14 protein-coding genes are annotated in these 13686 nt (G+C 71.7%); 11 read left to right on the top strand and 3 right to left on the bottom strand.

All coding sequences use genetic code 11. The features are described from left to right. The first annotated feature begins 17 nt into the window (after positions 1 to 17). Complete coding sequence (locus tag AB0C12_RS35515) at positions 18 to 1040, top strand: LacI family DNA-binding transcriptional regulator (protein WP_360554589.1); 1023 nt, start codon at positions 18 to 20, stop codon at positions 1038 to 1040. Here the strand turns inward: AB0C12_RS35515 and paaK are convergent. From paaK to paaI, 3 genes are read right to left on the bottom strand one after another with little or no spacing between them, the layout of a single operon-like run. Then, positions 1022 to 2329, bottom strand: coding sequence for a phenylacetate--CoA ligase PaaK (paaK, locus tag AB0C12_RS35510; RefSeq protein WP_360554587.1), 1308 nt, complete (start codon positions 2327 to 2329; stop codon positions 1022 to 1024). The genes AB0C12_RS35515 and paaK overlap by 19 nt on opposite strands. 19 nt (positions 2330 to 2348) lie before the next feature. After that, positions 2349 to 2999: a TetR/AcrR family transcriptional regulator gene (locus AB0C12_RS35505; protein WP_360554586.1), complete on the bottom strand. Its 651-nt coding sequence runs from the start codon at positions 2997 to 2999 to the stop codon at positions 2349 to 2351. Continuing rightward, entirely contained in the window at positions 2996 to 3415 is a 420-nt protein-coding gene (paaI, locus tag AB0C12_RS35500; protein WP_360554584.1) for a hydroxyphenylacetyl-CoA thioesterase PaaI, read from the bottom strand. The genes AB0C12_RS35505 and paaI overlap by 4 nt, the downstream gene beginning before the upstream one ends. Before the next feature lie 82 nt (positions 3416 to 3497). Between paaI and paaN the strand changes: the two genes are divergently transcribed. The 10 genes from paaN (at position 3498) to AB0C12_RS35450 (ending at position 13383) form a co-directional block, all read left to right on the top strand. Then, positions 3498 to 5186: a phenylacetic acid degradation protein PaaN gene (paaN, locus tag AB0C12_RS35495; RefSeq protein WP_360554582.1), complete on the top strand. Its 1689-nt coding sequence runs from the start codon at positions 3498 to 3500 to the stop codon at positions 5184 to 5186. Beyond that, a complete protein-coding gene (locus AB0C12_RS35490; protein ID WP_360554580.1) occupies positions 5179 to 6393 on the top strand; it encodes an acetyl-CoA C-acyltransferase in 1215 nt (404 codons plus the stop codon). Before paaN ends, AB0C12_RS35490 begins: the two co-directional genes overlap by 8 nt. Next, positions 6393 to 7154, top strand: coding sequence for an enoyl-CoA hydratase/isomerase family protein (locus tag AB0C12_RS35485; protein ID WP_360554579.1), 762 nt, complete (start codon positions 6393 to 6395; stop codon positions 7152 to 7154). Before AB0C12_RS35490 ends, AB0C12_RS35485 begins: the two co-directional genes overlap by 1 nt. Positions 7155 to 7215: 61 nt before the next feature. Next, a complete protein-coding gene (locus AB0C12_RS35480; protein WP_360554577.1) occupies positions 7216 to 8106 on the top strand; it encodes a 3-hydroxyacyl-CoA dehydrogenase family protein in 891 nt (296 codons plus the stop codon). Next, positions 8103 to 9047 carry a 1,2-phenylacetyl-CoA epoxidase subunit PaaA gene (paaA, locus tag AB0C12_RS35475; protein WP_360554575.1) on the top strand — a complete coding sequence of 315 codons (945 nt, stop codon included), beginning with the start codon at positions 8103 to 8105 and terminating at the stop codon, positions 9045 to 9047. Before AB0C12_RS35480 ends, paaA begins: the two co-directional genes overlap by 4 nt. Further along, a complete protein-coding gene (paaB, locus tag AB0C12_RS35470; RefSeq protein ID WP_360554573.1) occupies positions 9044 to 9340 on the top strand; it encodes a 1,2-phenylacetyl-CoA epoxidase subunit PaaB in 297 nt (98 codons plus the stop codon). Before paaA ends, paaB begins: the two co-directional genes overlap by 4 nt. 9 nt (positions 9341 to 9349) lie before the next feature. After that, a complete protein-coding gene (paaC, locus tag AB0C12_RS35465) occupies positions 9350 to 10225 on the top strand; it encodes a 1,2-phenylacetyl-CoA epoxidase subunit PaaC (RefSeq protein ID WP_360554572.1) in 876 nt (291 codons plus the stop codon). Next, positions 10219 to 10710, top strand: a complete 492-nt coding sequence (paaD, locus tag AB0C12_RS35460; protein WP_360554570.1) for a 1,2-phenylacetyl-CoA epoxidase subunit PaaD — start codon at positions 10219 to 10221, stop codon at positions 10708 to 10710. The genes paaC and paaD overlap by 7 nt, the downstream gene beginning before the upstream one ends. A gap of 1 nt (position 10711) precedes the next feature. After that, a complete protein-coding gene (paaE, locus tag AB0C12_RS35455) occupies positions 10712 to 11770 on the top strand; it encodes a 1,2-phenylacetyl-CoA epoxidase subunit PaaE (protein WP_360554568.1) in 1059 nt (352 codons plus the stop codon). Positions 11771 to 12684: 914 nt separating this feature from the next. Beyond that, on the top strand, positions 12685 to 13383 hold the full coding sequence (locus AB0C12_RS35450; protein WP_360554566.1) for a cutinase family protein: 699 nt from the start codon (positions 12685 to 12687) through the stop codon (positions 13381 to 13383). Positions 13384 to 13686: the final 303 nt, after the last annotated feature.

Below are 13686 nucleotides of genomic sequence, written 5' to 3'. Positions count from 1 at the left end.
TTCCGGAGGTTTCAGGAGTGGATCAACGACCCCGGCTCGACGACGTGGCCGCGCGGGTCGGCGTCTCCACGGCGTCGGTCTCGCTGGTGCTGCGTGGAGCCCCCGGCCCCAGTGCCGAGACCCGTCGGCGGGTTCTCGAAGCGGCCGCTGAGCTGGGCTATCGCGCGGATCGCACGGCGAGCATGCTGGCCCGCCGGCGGCGCCATCTGCTCGGTGTGATGCTCGACATCCGCAGCCCGTTCCACGCCGAGCTGGTCGAGGAGATCCAGGCCGAGGCGGACCGGATCGGCTACGAGGTGGTGCTGTCCACGCTGACCCGGCACCGTGATGAGGACCGGGCGATCGAGGCGCTGCTCGACTTCCGTTGTGAGGCCGTACTCCTGCTCGGCCCGGACGCCGCGGATCAGCGGCTCGCCTCCCTGGCCGCCCAGGTCCCGGTGGTCGCGATCGGCCGGCGCGTCGCCACCGGCGACGTCGACGTGGTGCGCCCGGCCGACCACGTCGGGGTCGCCGAGGCCCTCGCTCACCTGACCGGTCTCGGTCATCACCGCATCGCCTTCGTCGACGGCGGTCGCGGTGTCGTCGCCGCCGCGCGCCGGCGCGGCTACCGCGACGGCATGCGCCGGGCCGGCCTCGCCGACCAGATCCGCATCATCGCGGGCGACCACACCGAGGAGGGCGGCATCCGCGCCGGGCGGCTGCTGGCCGCGAGCCCCGACCGGCCGACGGCCGTCATGGCCTCCAACGACCGCTGCGCCGTCGGGGTCATGGACGCGTTCGTCCGCGCCGGCATCGAGGTGCCCGGGCAGGTCTCCGTCGTGGGGTACGACGACAGCACGCTCGCCCATCTCGTCCACATCGACCTGACCACCGTCAACCAGGACGCCGCCGCCCAGGCCCGGCACGCGGTGCTCGCCGCGGTCCAGCGCCTTGACGAGGGGCGCAAGCAGCGGCTCGAGGTCGTCCTGAACCCCCGTCTGGTGGTCCGGGGCAGCACCGGGCCACCGCCCCGGCCGGAGGATCAGTCCCTGGGCCGCTGATCGACGATGCGGCGCATCTTGCCCACCGAGCGCTCCACGCCGTCCGGCTCGATCACCGCCACCGCCACGCTCACGCCGATCGTGTTCTTGACCAGGGTGGCCAGCTGCCGGCCCGCGAGCTCGGCCGCCGCCGGCTCGATGCCGTGCCGGCGCTCCACCTTCACCGTCATCGTGTCGAGGCGCCCGTCCCGGCTGAGCAGGCACTGGAAGTGCGGTGCCAGCTCGGGCGTGCGCAGGATCAGCTCCTCGATCTGGGTCGGGAAGAGGTTCACCCCGCGCAGGATGATCATGTCGTCCGTACGGCCGGTGATCTTCTCGATGCGGCGCATCGGCCGGGCCGTGCCCGGCAGCAGCCGGGTGAGGTCCCGGGTGCGGTAGCGCACGACCGGCATCGCCTCCTTGCTCAGCGAGGTGAAGACCAGCTCGCCCTGCTCGCCGTCCGGCAGCACCTCGCCGGTCTGCGGATCGATGATCTCGGGGTAGAAGTGGTCCTCCCAGACGTGCAGGCCGTCCTTGGTCTCGACGCATTCGGTCGCCACGCCGGGGCCCATCACCTCGGACAGGCCGTAGATGTCCAGCGCGTGGATGTCGAGCTGCTCCTCGATCTCGCGCCGCAGGTCCTGCGTCCACGGCTCGGCGCCGAAGATGCCGACGGCCAGCGACGTGCTCCGCGGGTCGATGCCCTGCCGGCGCATCTCGTCCACGATGGCCAGCATGTAGCTCGGTGTGACCATGATGACGTCCGGCTTGAAATCGTTGATCAGCATCACCTGGCGCTCGGTCATGCCGCCGGACATCGGGATGACCGTGCAGCCCAGCTCCTCGGCGCCGTAGTGGGCGCCCAGTCCGCCGGTGAACAGGCCGTACCCGTAGGCGACATGGACCCGGTCGCCGCGCCGGCCGCCGGAGGCCCGGATCGACCGAGCCATCAGCTCGGCCCAGGTGCGGATGTCCTGCCGGGTGTAGCCGACGACGGTGGGCCGCCCGGTCGTGCCCGACGAGGCGTGCAGCCGGGAGATCTGCTCGCGCGGCACGGCGAACATGTCGAACGGGTAGTTCGCGCGCAGCACGGCCTTGTCGGTGAACGGGAACTTCGCCAGGTCGGCCGGCTCGCGCAGGTCGTCGGGGTGGACCTGGATCTCGTCGAACATCTTGCGGTACTGCGGCACGTTGTCGTACGCGTGGCGCAGCGACCACTGCAGGCGCCGGAGCTGCAGCGCCCGCAGCTCGTCGACGGACGCTCGCTCGATCGGGTCGAGATCCTCAGGGCGGGGGGTGCGGTCCTGCATGTCGTCTCCTCTGTGAACCTCACTGCCTCGTGCGCAGGCCGTCGAAGGCGATGGTGGTGACGGTTTCGGCCAGCTCCGCCGCGCCGCCGCGGCGCGGGCTGTACCACTCGATCAATGAGTTGACCATGCCGAAGAGCAGGCGGGCGGCGGTGGCGGCGTCCACGTCCGGGCGGATGGCCCCCTCGGCCTGGGCCTGCTTGACCAGCTCGGTGACCTTGGCGTCGAAGATCCGGCGGCGCAGCAGGGCCTGCTGCTCCACCGCCGTGTTCCCGCGTACGCGCAGCAGCAACGTCACGTATTCCAGGCGCTCCGCGAGGACGAGCACGCTGCGCCGGATGAGGGACTCGAGCCGGTCGAGGGCGGGCGCGTCGAGCCCTTCCACCTCGTCCATCGCCTCGTGCAGTCCGTCCAGGGCCTGGTCGACGGCGATCCGCAACAGCTCCTGCTTGCCGGTGACGTGGTGGTAGAGGCTGGACTTGGTGATGCCCAGCCGTTTGGCCACGTCGTCCATGCTGGTGGCTTCGTAGCCGCGCTCGTTGAACAGCCGGACGGCCGCCGCCAGCACCGCGCCGAGGTCGTGACCGGGCCGCCCGCGCTTGGGGCGGTTGCGTTCCTCGAGGTAGTCGACGACGCGTTCGGCGTGGGCCGGATCGCCGGGCCGGTCCGTCATGCGGGCCGGCCCGGGCTGATCACGCGGCTGCGGCCGCGGAACTCGGCGATCACGTCGCCGCCGCGCGTGACCGTGACGTCGTAGACACCGCTGCGGCCGCTGGACGCGCGCTCGACGGCGCGGGCCTCAAGGTCGTCGCCCTCCGCCGTGGGCCGCAGAAACGTGATGTCGGCGCCGGCCGCGACGGTCACCGGCCCGGCCGCGTTGCAGGCCAGGGCGAAGGCCGTGTCAGCGAGCAGGAACAGGTAGCCCCCGTGGGTCATGCCGTGACCGTTGACCATCTCGCTGGTCACCGTCATCCGCGCGACCGCGCTGCCCCCGCCGGCGGAGATCAGCTCGATGCCGAGGGCCTGGGAGGCCTTGTCCCGGTCGAACATGTCGTGTGCTGGCGTGCGCGCCTCGTCGCCACGTGCCATGTTGCCTCCGTTTCCGGCCCGGTCTTGATTACCGACCGAACGGACGGTAAATATGGATACAGCCAACCGCACAGGAGCGCCGATGACAACCCCCGCCGAGTTCTACGAGAAGCACCGCCAGCTGCTCGACAAGGCGATCGAGGCGGCCGCCACGCGCGACTACTGGTCTGCGTATCCCGAGTCGCCCAGCAAGTCCGTCTACGGCGAGGACGCCGCGCCGGCCGGTGAACGCGCGTTCCAGGCCCTGCTCGGTGCGGACTTCCCGATCGAGGTGCCCGGGGCGAGCGGCACCGTGGCGACCGAGCGCTCGCCGTACGGGATCGCCCTGGACATCCGCTACCCGAAGGGTGACCCGGCTGCCCTGATCTCGGCCGCGCGCGCCGCGATCCCCGGGTGGCGCGCCGCCGGGCCGCAGGGCCGGGCCGGTGTGGCCGCCGAGATCCTGCACCGGATCAACACCCGTGTCTTCGAGATCGCCCACGCCGTGCAGCACACCACCGGCCAGGCGTTCGTCATGGCGTTCCAGGCCGGCGGGGCGCATGCCCAGGATCGCGGTCTCGAGGCCGTTGCCGTCGCGCTGGCCGAGTCGACGCGCATCCCCGCGACCACGTCCTGGGCCAAGCCGCAGCGTGGTGGCGACCCGCTGCGCATGGCCAAGACCAGCACGGTGGTGGGCCGCGGCGTCTCGCTGCTGATCGGCTGCAACACGTTCCCCACCTGGAACGGCTACCCCGGCCTGTTCGCCAGTCTGGTCACCGGCAACCCGGTCATCGTGAAGCCGCACCCCGGCGCTGTGCTCCCGCTGGCCATCACCGTGCAGATCGCCCGTGAGGTGCTGGCCGAGGCCGGTCAGGACCCCAACCTGGTGACCCTGGCGGTCGAGGAGCGCGGCGACGGGATCGCCGCCACCCTGGCCACCCACCCCGACGTGCGGATCGTCGATTTCACCGGCTCCAGCGAGTTCGGCAACTGGCTCGAGGCGAACGCCCGCCAGGCGGTCGTCTACACCGAGAAGGCCGGTCTCAACACGGTCATCGTGGACTCCACCGACGACTACAAGGGCCTGCTGCGCAACCTGTCGTTCTCGCTGTCGCTCTACAGCGGGCAGATGTGCACCACCCCGCAGAACCTGCTGGTCCCGTCGACCGGCATCCGGACCGATGCCGGCCACCGCAGCGTGGAGGAGTTCGGCGCTGACCTGTCCGCCGCCCTCGACAAGCTGCTCGGTGACCCCAAGCGCGCCGCGGGCACGCTGGGCGCGATCGTCAACGACGGCGTGCTGGCCCGGCTCACCGAGGCCGGCAACGCCCCGAGCGTCATCCACCCGTCCGCCGCCGTGGCCGACGAGCAGTATCCGGACGCGACCATCCGCACGCCGGTGGTGCTGCGCCTCGACGCAGCCGACGAGAAGGCCTACACCCGCGAGTGGTTCGGGCCGGTGTCGTTCGTCATCGCCACCGAGTCGACCGCGCACAGCCTCGCGCTGTTCACCCAGACGGTGCAGCACCATGGCGCGCTCACCGCCTCGGTCTATTCGACCTCGCCCGAGGTGCTGGCCGCGGCGCGCGAGGCCGCGCTGGACGCCGGCGTGCACCTCTCGGAAAACCTCACCGGTGGGGTCTTCGTCAACCAGACCGCCGCGTTCAGCGACCTGCACGGCACGGCGGCCAACCCGGCCGCGACCGCCTCGCTGACCGACGCCCACTTCGTCACCGGCCGGTTCTTCACGCTGCAGTCGCGTCACCACGTCACCGAGGAGAGCAATGCCTGAGGCCTTCCTGGTCGGCGGAGTCCGCACCCCGCAGGGCAAGTACGGCGGTGCCCTCTCCGGCGTGCGCCCCGACGACCTCGCCGCCCTGGTCGTCCGGGAGGCGGTCAGCCGCGGCGGGGTGCCGGCGGAAGCGATCGACGAGGTCGTCCTCGGCGCGGCCAACCAGGCCGGTGAGGACAACCGCAACGTCGCCCGCATGGCCGCCCTGCTCGCCGGGCTGCCCGACACGGTCCCCGGCTACACGGTCAACAGGCTCTGCGCGAGCGGCCTCACCGCGATCATCTCCGCCGCCCAGGCGGTCCGCAGCGGCGAGGCCGACCTGATCGTGGCCGGCGGTGTGGAGTCGATGACCCGGGCGCCCTGGGTGATGGCCAAGCCGGGCACGCCGTGGGCCCGCCCGGGCGAGATCGTCGACTCCTCCCTGGGCTGGCGCTTCACCAACCCCCGCTTCACCGCGCACGACAAGGACGCCGGCACCGGCCCCGAGGACCGCCGGGTCACGCTGGCGATGGGGGAGACGGCGGAGGAGGTCGCGGCCCTCGACGGCATCGGCCGCGCCGACAGCGACGCCTTCGCGCTGCGCAGCCACGAGCGCGCCATAGCCGCGATCGACGCCGGCCGCTTCGCCGCCGAGATCACGCCGGTGCCGCTCAAGGACGGCGAGCTGACCGTCGACGAGATCCCGCGCCGCGGCAGCAGCCTGGAACGCCTCGGTGCCCTGCGACCCGTGTTCCGCGCGGGTGGCGTGGTGACCGCAGGGTCGTCGTCACCGCTCTCGGACGGCGCCGCCGCCGTGGTCGTGGCCAGCGCCGAGGCCGTGCAGCGGTACGGCCTGACCCCGCGCGCCCGCATCGTCACCTCGGCCAGCGCCGGTGTCCCGCCGCAGATCATGGGCCTCGGCCCGGTGCCTGCCACGGAAAAGGCCCTGGCCCGGGCCGGCTGGGGCATCGGCGACGTCGACGCGGTGGAGCTCAACGAGGCGTTCGCCGTGCAGTCGCTGGCGGTGCTGCGCCGGCTCAAACTCGACGAGGACCGGGTCAACGCCGATGGTGGCGCGATCGCCCTCGGCCACCCGCTGGGCTGCTCCGGCGCCCGGCTCACCGTCACCCTGCTCGGCCGCATGGAACGCGAGGACGCCCGCCGCGGCCTGGCCACCCTGTGTGTCGGCGTCGGCCAGGGCGTCGCCATGCTGGTGGAGCGCGTCTGATGACCGAAGCCACCACGGCCGTCCCGGCTCTCACCACCATCAAGGTCGAGGAGTCGGACGACCGCGTGGTCGTGACGCTGCACCGGCCGCAGGCCCGCAACGCGATCAACGCGGCCATGGTCCGTGAGCTGCACGCGGTGTGCGCGGGCCTGGAGGAACGGCCGAGGCTGCTGCTCCTCACCGGTGACGGCGGCACGTTCGCCGCCGGCGCCGACATCGCGGAGCTGCGCGACCGCGGGCGCGAGCAGGCCCTGCAGGGCATCAACAGCCGCTTGTTCGACCGGATCGCCCGGCTGCCGCTGCCCACGGTGGCGGCGGTCGACGGGTGGGCGCTCGGCGGCGGCGCCGAGCTGGCCTACGCCTGCGACGTCCGCCTGGCCACCCCGACGGCGACCTTCGGCAACCCCGAGCCGGGCCTGGGCATCCTCGCCGCGGCCGGCGCCTGCTGGCGTCTGCGCGAGCTGGTCGGCGCCTCGGTGGCCAAGCAGGTGTTGCTGGCCGGCCGGCGGCTCGACGCCGAGGACGCCTACCGGCTGGGCCTGGTGGCCGAGATCGTGCCGGCCGGCGAGTTGCTGAAGCGTGGCCACGCGCTGCTCGACCGGATGGCCAGGTCGGGTTCGCTCGCGTTGCGCCTCACCAAGCTGGTCACCGACTCCCCGGGTGGCCATCCGGTCGCCGACGACCTGGCCCAGGCGATCCTCTTCGAGTCGGAGGACAAGCGCAGCCGGATGGACGCTTTCCTGTCGGGAGAACGCCGATGAACGCGGCGACCGTGTTCTCCATCGTCATGGCCTCTGACCCTCACTGCTACGGGGAGAAACGATGACTGCCGCTACGCCGCAGCCGGTGGGCTCGGGCGTGCCAAAGGCCGTCGGAGTGATCGGTGGCGGGCGGATGGGCGCCGGCATCGCGCAGGTCTTCGCCGCCGCCGGTGCCTCAGTGACCGTCGTCGAGGCCGACCGTGCCGCCGGCGTGACCACCCGGGAGCGTCTGGGTGCCGCGCTGCGCCGGGCCGCTGAGCGGGGCAAGCTCGCGGAGGACCCCGCAGTCGTCCTCGACCGGATCACGGTCACCGACGATCTCGCCGCGCTGCCGGCGGCGGCCGAGCTCGTCGTCGAGGCCGTGCCCGAGGACGCCCGCATGAAGACCGGCGTGCTCGCCGCCGCCGAGAAGGCCGTCGCGGAGCACACCGTGCTCGCGAGCAACACGAGCTCCCTCTCCATCGCCGGGATCGCCGAGGGCCTGCACCGGCCCGAGCGCTTCGTCGGCATGCACTTCTTCAACCCGGTGCCGGCCAGCGACCTCGTCGAGATCGTCGTCGGCCCGCAGACGGCCGGCACCGTCCGCGACGCCGCCCGGTTCTGGGCGGCCGGACTGGGCAAGACCCCGATCGTGGTCCGCGACTCGCCGGGCTTCGCCACCAGCCGCCTCGGCGTGCTGCTCGGCCTGGAAGCGATCCGGATGCTGGAGGAAGGCGTCGCGGACGCCGCGTCGATCGACCGCGCCATGGAGCTGGGCTACCGGCATCCGATGGGACCGCTGCGCTCCACCGATCTCGTCGGCCTCGACGTCCGGCTCGCCATCGCGGAGCACCTGCACCGCGAGCTCGGCGAAAGGTTCGCACCGCCGCCGCTGCTGCGCGACAAGGTGGCCCGCGGCGAGCTCGGTCGCAAGACCGGACAGGGCTTCCACACCTGGGAGGAGACCCGATGACCGACACGGTCACGGACACCAACGAGAAGACCTTCACCGAGACCATCGCCAAGGACCAGCGCATCGAGCCGCGCGACTGGATGCCGGACGGCTACCGCAAGACGATGATCCGGCAGATCGCCCAGCACGCGCACTCCGAGATCATCGGGATGCAGCCGGAGGGTGAGTGGATCACCCGCGCGCCCTCGCTGCGCCGCAAGGCGATCCTGCTGGCCAAGGTGCAGGACGAGGCCGGGCACGGGCTGTACCTCTACTCGGCGGCCGAGACCCTGGGCGCCGACCGCGGGGACCTGACCCGGCGGCTCATCGAGGGCCGGCAGAAGTACTCGTCGATCTTCAACTATCCGACGCTGTCGTTCGCGGACGTCGGCGTCATCGGCTGGCTCGTCGACGGCGCCGCGATCTGCAACCAGGTGCCGCTGTGCCGCAGCTCGTTCGGCCCGTACGGGCGCGCGATGATCCGCATCTGCAAGGAGGAGTCCTTCCACCAGCGGCAGGGCTACGAGCTGCTGATGACGATGATGCGCGGCACCCCGGCGCAGCGGGAGATGGTGCAGGACGCCGTCAACCGCTGGTGGTGGCCGTCGCTGATGATGTTCGGCCCGCCCGACGACCAGTCGCCGAACTCGGCCCAGTCCATGGCCTGGAAGATCAAGCGGCACAGCAACGACGAGCTGCGGCAGCGCTACGTCGACATGAGCGTGCCGCAGGCCGAGGCCCTCGGCGTCACCCTGCCCGACCCCGACCTGCGCTGGAACGAGGAGCGCGGGCACTGGGACTTCGGACCGATCGACTGGTCCGAGCTCAAGCGGGTCATCTCCGGCGATGGGCCCTGCAACGCCCTGCGCATCGAGAACAGGCGTCGCGCCGACGAGGAAGGCGCCTGGGTCCGTGAGGCGGCCGCCGCGCACGCCCGGCGTCGTCAGGAGGTAACGGCATGACCGAGGAGATCAAGCACGAGTGGCCGCTGTTCGAGGTGTTCGTGCGGGCCAAGCGCGGGCTCAACCACGTACACGTCGGCTCGCTGCGGGCCGCCGACCACCAGATGGCGCTGCACCACGCCCGTGACCTGTACACGCGGCGGAACGAAGGTGTGAGCATCTGGGTGGTGCGTTCGGACGATGTGGCCGCTTCCAGCCCGGACGAGAAGGACGCGTTCTTCTCACCGAGCGGCGACAAGGTGTACAGGCACCCGACGTACTACTCGATTCCCGACTCCGTACCGCACATCTGAGGCGATGCCATGTCCTTCGACGCCGCCTATGAGGCGCTCACCGACCACGACGACGATGCGCGGTGGGCGTATGGCACCGGTTTCGCCGACCCTCTCGCCGGTGTGGACACCGCCGTTCCGCAGGACGTCGACCGGGGCGATCTGAGCGCGTACTGCCTGGCGCTCGGTGACGACGCGCTGATCATGTCGCACCGGCTGCAGCAGTGGGTGACCCGTGCGCCGGAGCTGGAGGACGAGCTGGCGCTGGCCAACATCGCCCTGGACCTGCTCGGTCAGGCCCGGCTGCTGCTGAGCCGGGCCGCCGAGGTGGAGGACGCCGGGCGCGACGAGGATGCGCTGGCCTATCTGCGGGACGCCGCCGACTTCCGCAACGTACGGCTCGTGGAGCGGGCGGATGCCGACTTCGCGCACCTCGTGGCCCGGCTGCTGGTGTTCTCGACGTGGCGGCTCGCGCTGCTGGACCGGCTGACCGCCTCGGCCGACCCGGTGCTCGCGGCGATCGGCGCGAAGGGCGTCAAGGAAGTGACCTACCACCGCGACTACGCGGCGCAATGGGTGGTCCGCCTCGGTGACGGCACGGAGATCTCCCACGAGCGGATGCAGGCCGCGATCGACGCGGTGACGCCGCTGGTCGGCGAGTTGTTCGTGCCGGACCAGGTCGAGCTGCGCCTGGCCCCCGCGTCGGTGGCGGTGGACCCGTCCACGACGCGGCCGGAATTCGACGCGGTGTGGGCCCAGGTGCTGCCGGCCGCGAAGCTCCGGCCCGCCGATGCTGTCCTTGATGAGGGCGGCACTGGACGGGACGGGGAGCACACTCCCGCGTTGACCGAGATCCTGGCCGAGTTGCAGAGTGTGGCGCGATCCCTGCCCGGGGGTGTGTGGTGACCGCGGTTGCCGTGGCGTCCCGGGTGGCCGATCCGGAGCTGCCCATGCTGACCCTGGCCGACCTGGGAATCCTGCGCGCCGTCGACGAGTCCGGCGACGGAGTCGTCGTCACGATCACCCCGACGTACTCGGGCTGCCCGGCGATGCGGACCATCCAGGACGACCTCACCGAAGCCCTGCACGAGGCCGGCTACGCCCGGGTCGAGGTACGAACGGTGCTCACGCCCGCCTGGACCACCGACTGGATCACCGCGGCCGGGCGCGACAAGCTAGCGGCCGCCGGGATATCGCCACCCGGTGCGGCACCCCGCCGCGCGGCGGGACCGATTCCGCTCACACTCGCGCCGAGCCGCCGGGCCATCGCCTGCCCCCAGTGCGGGAACCCCGACACGGAGGAGATCGCCGCGTTCAGTGCCACCGCGTGCCGTTCCCTGCACCGCTGCCCGGTGTGCCGGGAGCCGTTCGAGCACGTGAAGGAGATCTGACGTGGTGGTCCGCGAGTTCCACCCGCTGCGGGTCGCCGCCGTCGAACGGCTCTGCGACGACGCGGTCGCCGTCACCTTCGACGTGCCCGACGAACTGGCCGACCGGTACGCGTTCCGGCCCGGTCAGTCGCTGACGGTGCGGCACGTCGGCGACGGGGGCGACGAGCGCCGAACCTATTCGATCTGCGCGCCCGCCGGGGCGCGACCACGGATCGGCGTGCGTGAGGTCCCCGGCGGTCTGGTGTCGTCCTGGCTGGTGCACGGCCTGCGCGCCGGCGACCAGGTCGAGGTCGCACCGCCGACCGGTTCCTTTACCCCAGACCTCACGACCGGCGGCCGGCACGTGCTGATCGCGGCCGGCTCCGGCATCACCCCGGTGCTGTCGATCGCAGCGTCGCTGCTGCGACACCCGGACGCCCACGTCAGCATCCTGTACGGCAACCGGCGCGCCGACACGGTCATGTTCGCCGAGGAGCTGGCGGACCTGAAGGACGCCCACCCGGCCCGCCTCGAACTGGTGCACCTGCTGTCACGTGAGCCCCGCGAGGTGGACCTGCTCACCGGCCGGCTCGACGCGGAGAAGCTGCGCACGCTGCTACCGCTGCTGATCGATGTCGGAGCTGTGGACCACTGGTGGCTGTGCGGACCGTTCGGCATGGTCACCGCGGCGACCGAGGTGCTCGGCGAGCACGGCGTGGAGCCGGCGCGGGTGCACCGGGAGTTGTTCTGGGTGGACGAGGCCCCGCCCGAGCCGGTACGGGCGGAGCGCCGGCTCGAAGGGCCGAGCAGCGAGGTCACTGTGGTGCTCGACGGGCGGTCGACCACGGTCACCGTGCCGGAGGGCGAGACGGTGCTGGAGGGTGCGCAGCGGTCCCGGCCGGACCTGCCGTTCGCCTGCAAGGGTGGGGTGTGCGGCACCTGCCGGGCGCGGGTGGTCGAGGGGGATGTGGTGATGCGGCGTAACTTCGCGCTGGAGCCGGGCGAGGTGGCGGCGGGGTTCGTCCTGACCTGTCAGTCGACGCCCACGTCGGAGAAGGTCATCGTCGACTTCGACGACTGAGGGCCTCCGGTGCTCGGCCGGGTGGGAAGAGTTCGTCCGGTGGGGTGAGGTCGGCCGGGGGGAGCGGCCCTGGGTTGGGGAGAGTTCGTCCGGTGGGGTGAGGTCGGCCGGGGGGAGCGGCCCTGGGTTGGGGAGAGTTCGTCCGGTGGCGTGAGGTCGGCCGGGGGGAGCGGCCCTGGGTTGAGGAGAGTTCGTCCGGTGGCGTGAGGTCGGCCGGGGGAGCAGCCCGGGGTTGGGAGAGTTCGCCCGGTGGGGTGAGGTCGGCCGGGGGAGCAGCCCCGGGTTGGGAGAGCTCGCCCGGTGGGGTGAGGCCGGCGGGCGGGAGCGGCCCGGGTTGGGAAGAGCGCACCCCGTGACGTGAGCTCGCCGCGGGAGCGGCCCGGCCTTTGCCCGGCCGAGCCGGGTTGGGGAGAACTTGCCGAGTGGCGTGAGCTCGGCCGCGGGAGCGGCCAGCCCTCGGCCCAGCCGGGCCGGCCAGAGAATCACCCAGTGGCGAGCCCGACTGACAGGAACGGCCCAGCGAGTGGAACGAACTCCAGCTCGCGCCGGGCTCGGCCGTCGCGTGTTCGACATTGCTCCGTGGGACGTCTACCGGCGTGACTGTCCATTGTGCCCATTCCTGGTACCGCATTCCCGTGTCTGGTGCGAATGGTGAATTCGCCGCAAACGGTGCGTCGGTGGCCGGCGCTACCGGTCTGCCCACCCGCCGATGAATGGACACACATTCACCTTTGAGTGGGTGGCGCGGCGCGGCCGGGACCTGCCCGGTGAGGGCGCTGAAGCTGCTACGGATGGCGGCGACCTGCGGATCATTTCTGCACTGGATGTGACTTAATCCTCAGCGTTGGGCGTGCTCCAAGGTTTCTGCGTATGGAATGCATATAGTCCTCGGCCCTTCGGAAAGGGATGACGAAATGCGTTTACGCACAGTTCTCACCATCGCGGCGACGGGTGTTGTCGGAGCGGCCGGCCTGCTTGTCGCTCCATTGACGTTCGCGGCCCAGGCGCCCCGGAATGCCTGTCCCGACGTGGAGGTCATCGGCGCTCGGGGGACCACCGAACGGCCCGGCCTCGGCGTGCTGCTGACGCCGCTCGCCCAGCAACTCACCCGTGAGCTGCCGCAGACCGTGCGGTCGACCGCTGTCGACTATCCGGCCTCGTTCAACTACACGGCCAGCGTCCGGCAGGGCGTCACGAGCATCGCGGCGGACGTGCAGCAGACGGCGGCGGCGTGCGCGGACACCAAGTTCGTCCTCATGGGTTATTCGCAGGGCGCGAATGTGGTCGGTGACGCCCTCGCGGGCCGGTCGGTCCGTGGTCGTGCCGCCGGCCAACCCGCGATCCCGGCCGCGCTGTCCGATCGGGTCGCGGCGGTTCTGCTCTTCGGCGACCCGACATTCACCGCGGGCGAGGACTTCAACGTGGGCAACGGCACCCGCAACGGCGTCTTCCCGCGAGGCGCGGGTGGGCTGGACGCCTTCGCGGACCGGACGCAGTCCTTCTGCAACCGCAACGACCGCTTCTGCCAGGGCGGAACGAGCCTGGCCGCACACCTGGACTACAACAAGTTCCTGGACGACGCGACGGAGTTCGTCGCGGCACGACTGGGCTGAAACGCGGCCCCACCTCGCCGGCCGCGGATTCCCGGTCACCCGGCCGTGGATCCCCGGTCGCGGGTGGCTGTGCCATCCGGCTGTCGCCCTTCGCCGGTCATCGGTCGTGCTTCGCCGTGTCCATCTGGCTGTCGCCCTTCGCCGGTCATCGGTCATGCTCAGCCGTGCCATCGGCTGCCCGCCGGTCGTCGGACTTCTTGCTGGACTTGGGGTTCGAGGCAACGGCCCCCAGACCAGACCCACATCGAGCGTCGCGGGTGCGCGGCGCGCAGATGCCGGACGCCGCAGGCAAATGCGGAAACG

The sequence above is a fragment of the Actinoplanes sp. NPDC048967 genome (assembly GCF_040649415.1).
In the GTDB taxonomy this organism is placed as follows: Bacteria; Actinomycetota; Actinomycetes; order Mycobacteriales; family Micromonosporaceae; genus Actinoplanes.
The sequence above is the reverse complement of the archived record's forward strand: the minus strand, read 5'-3'. Positions and strand labels throughout refer to the sequence as shown.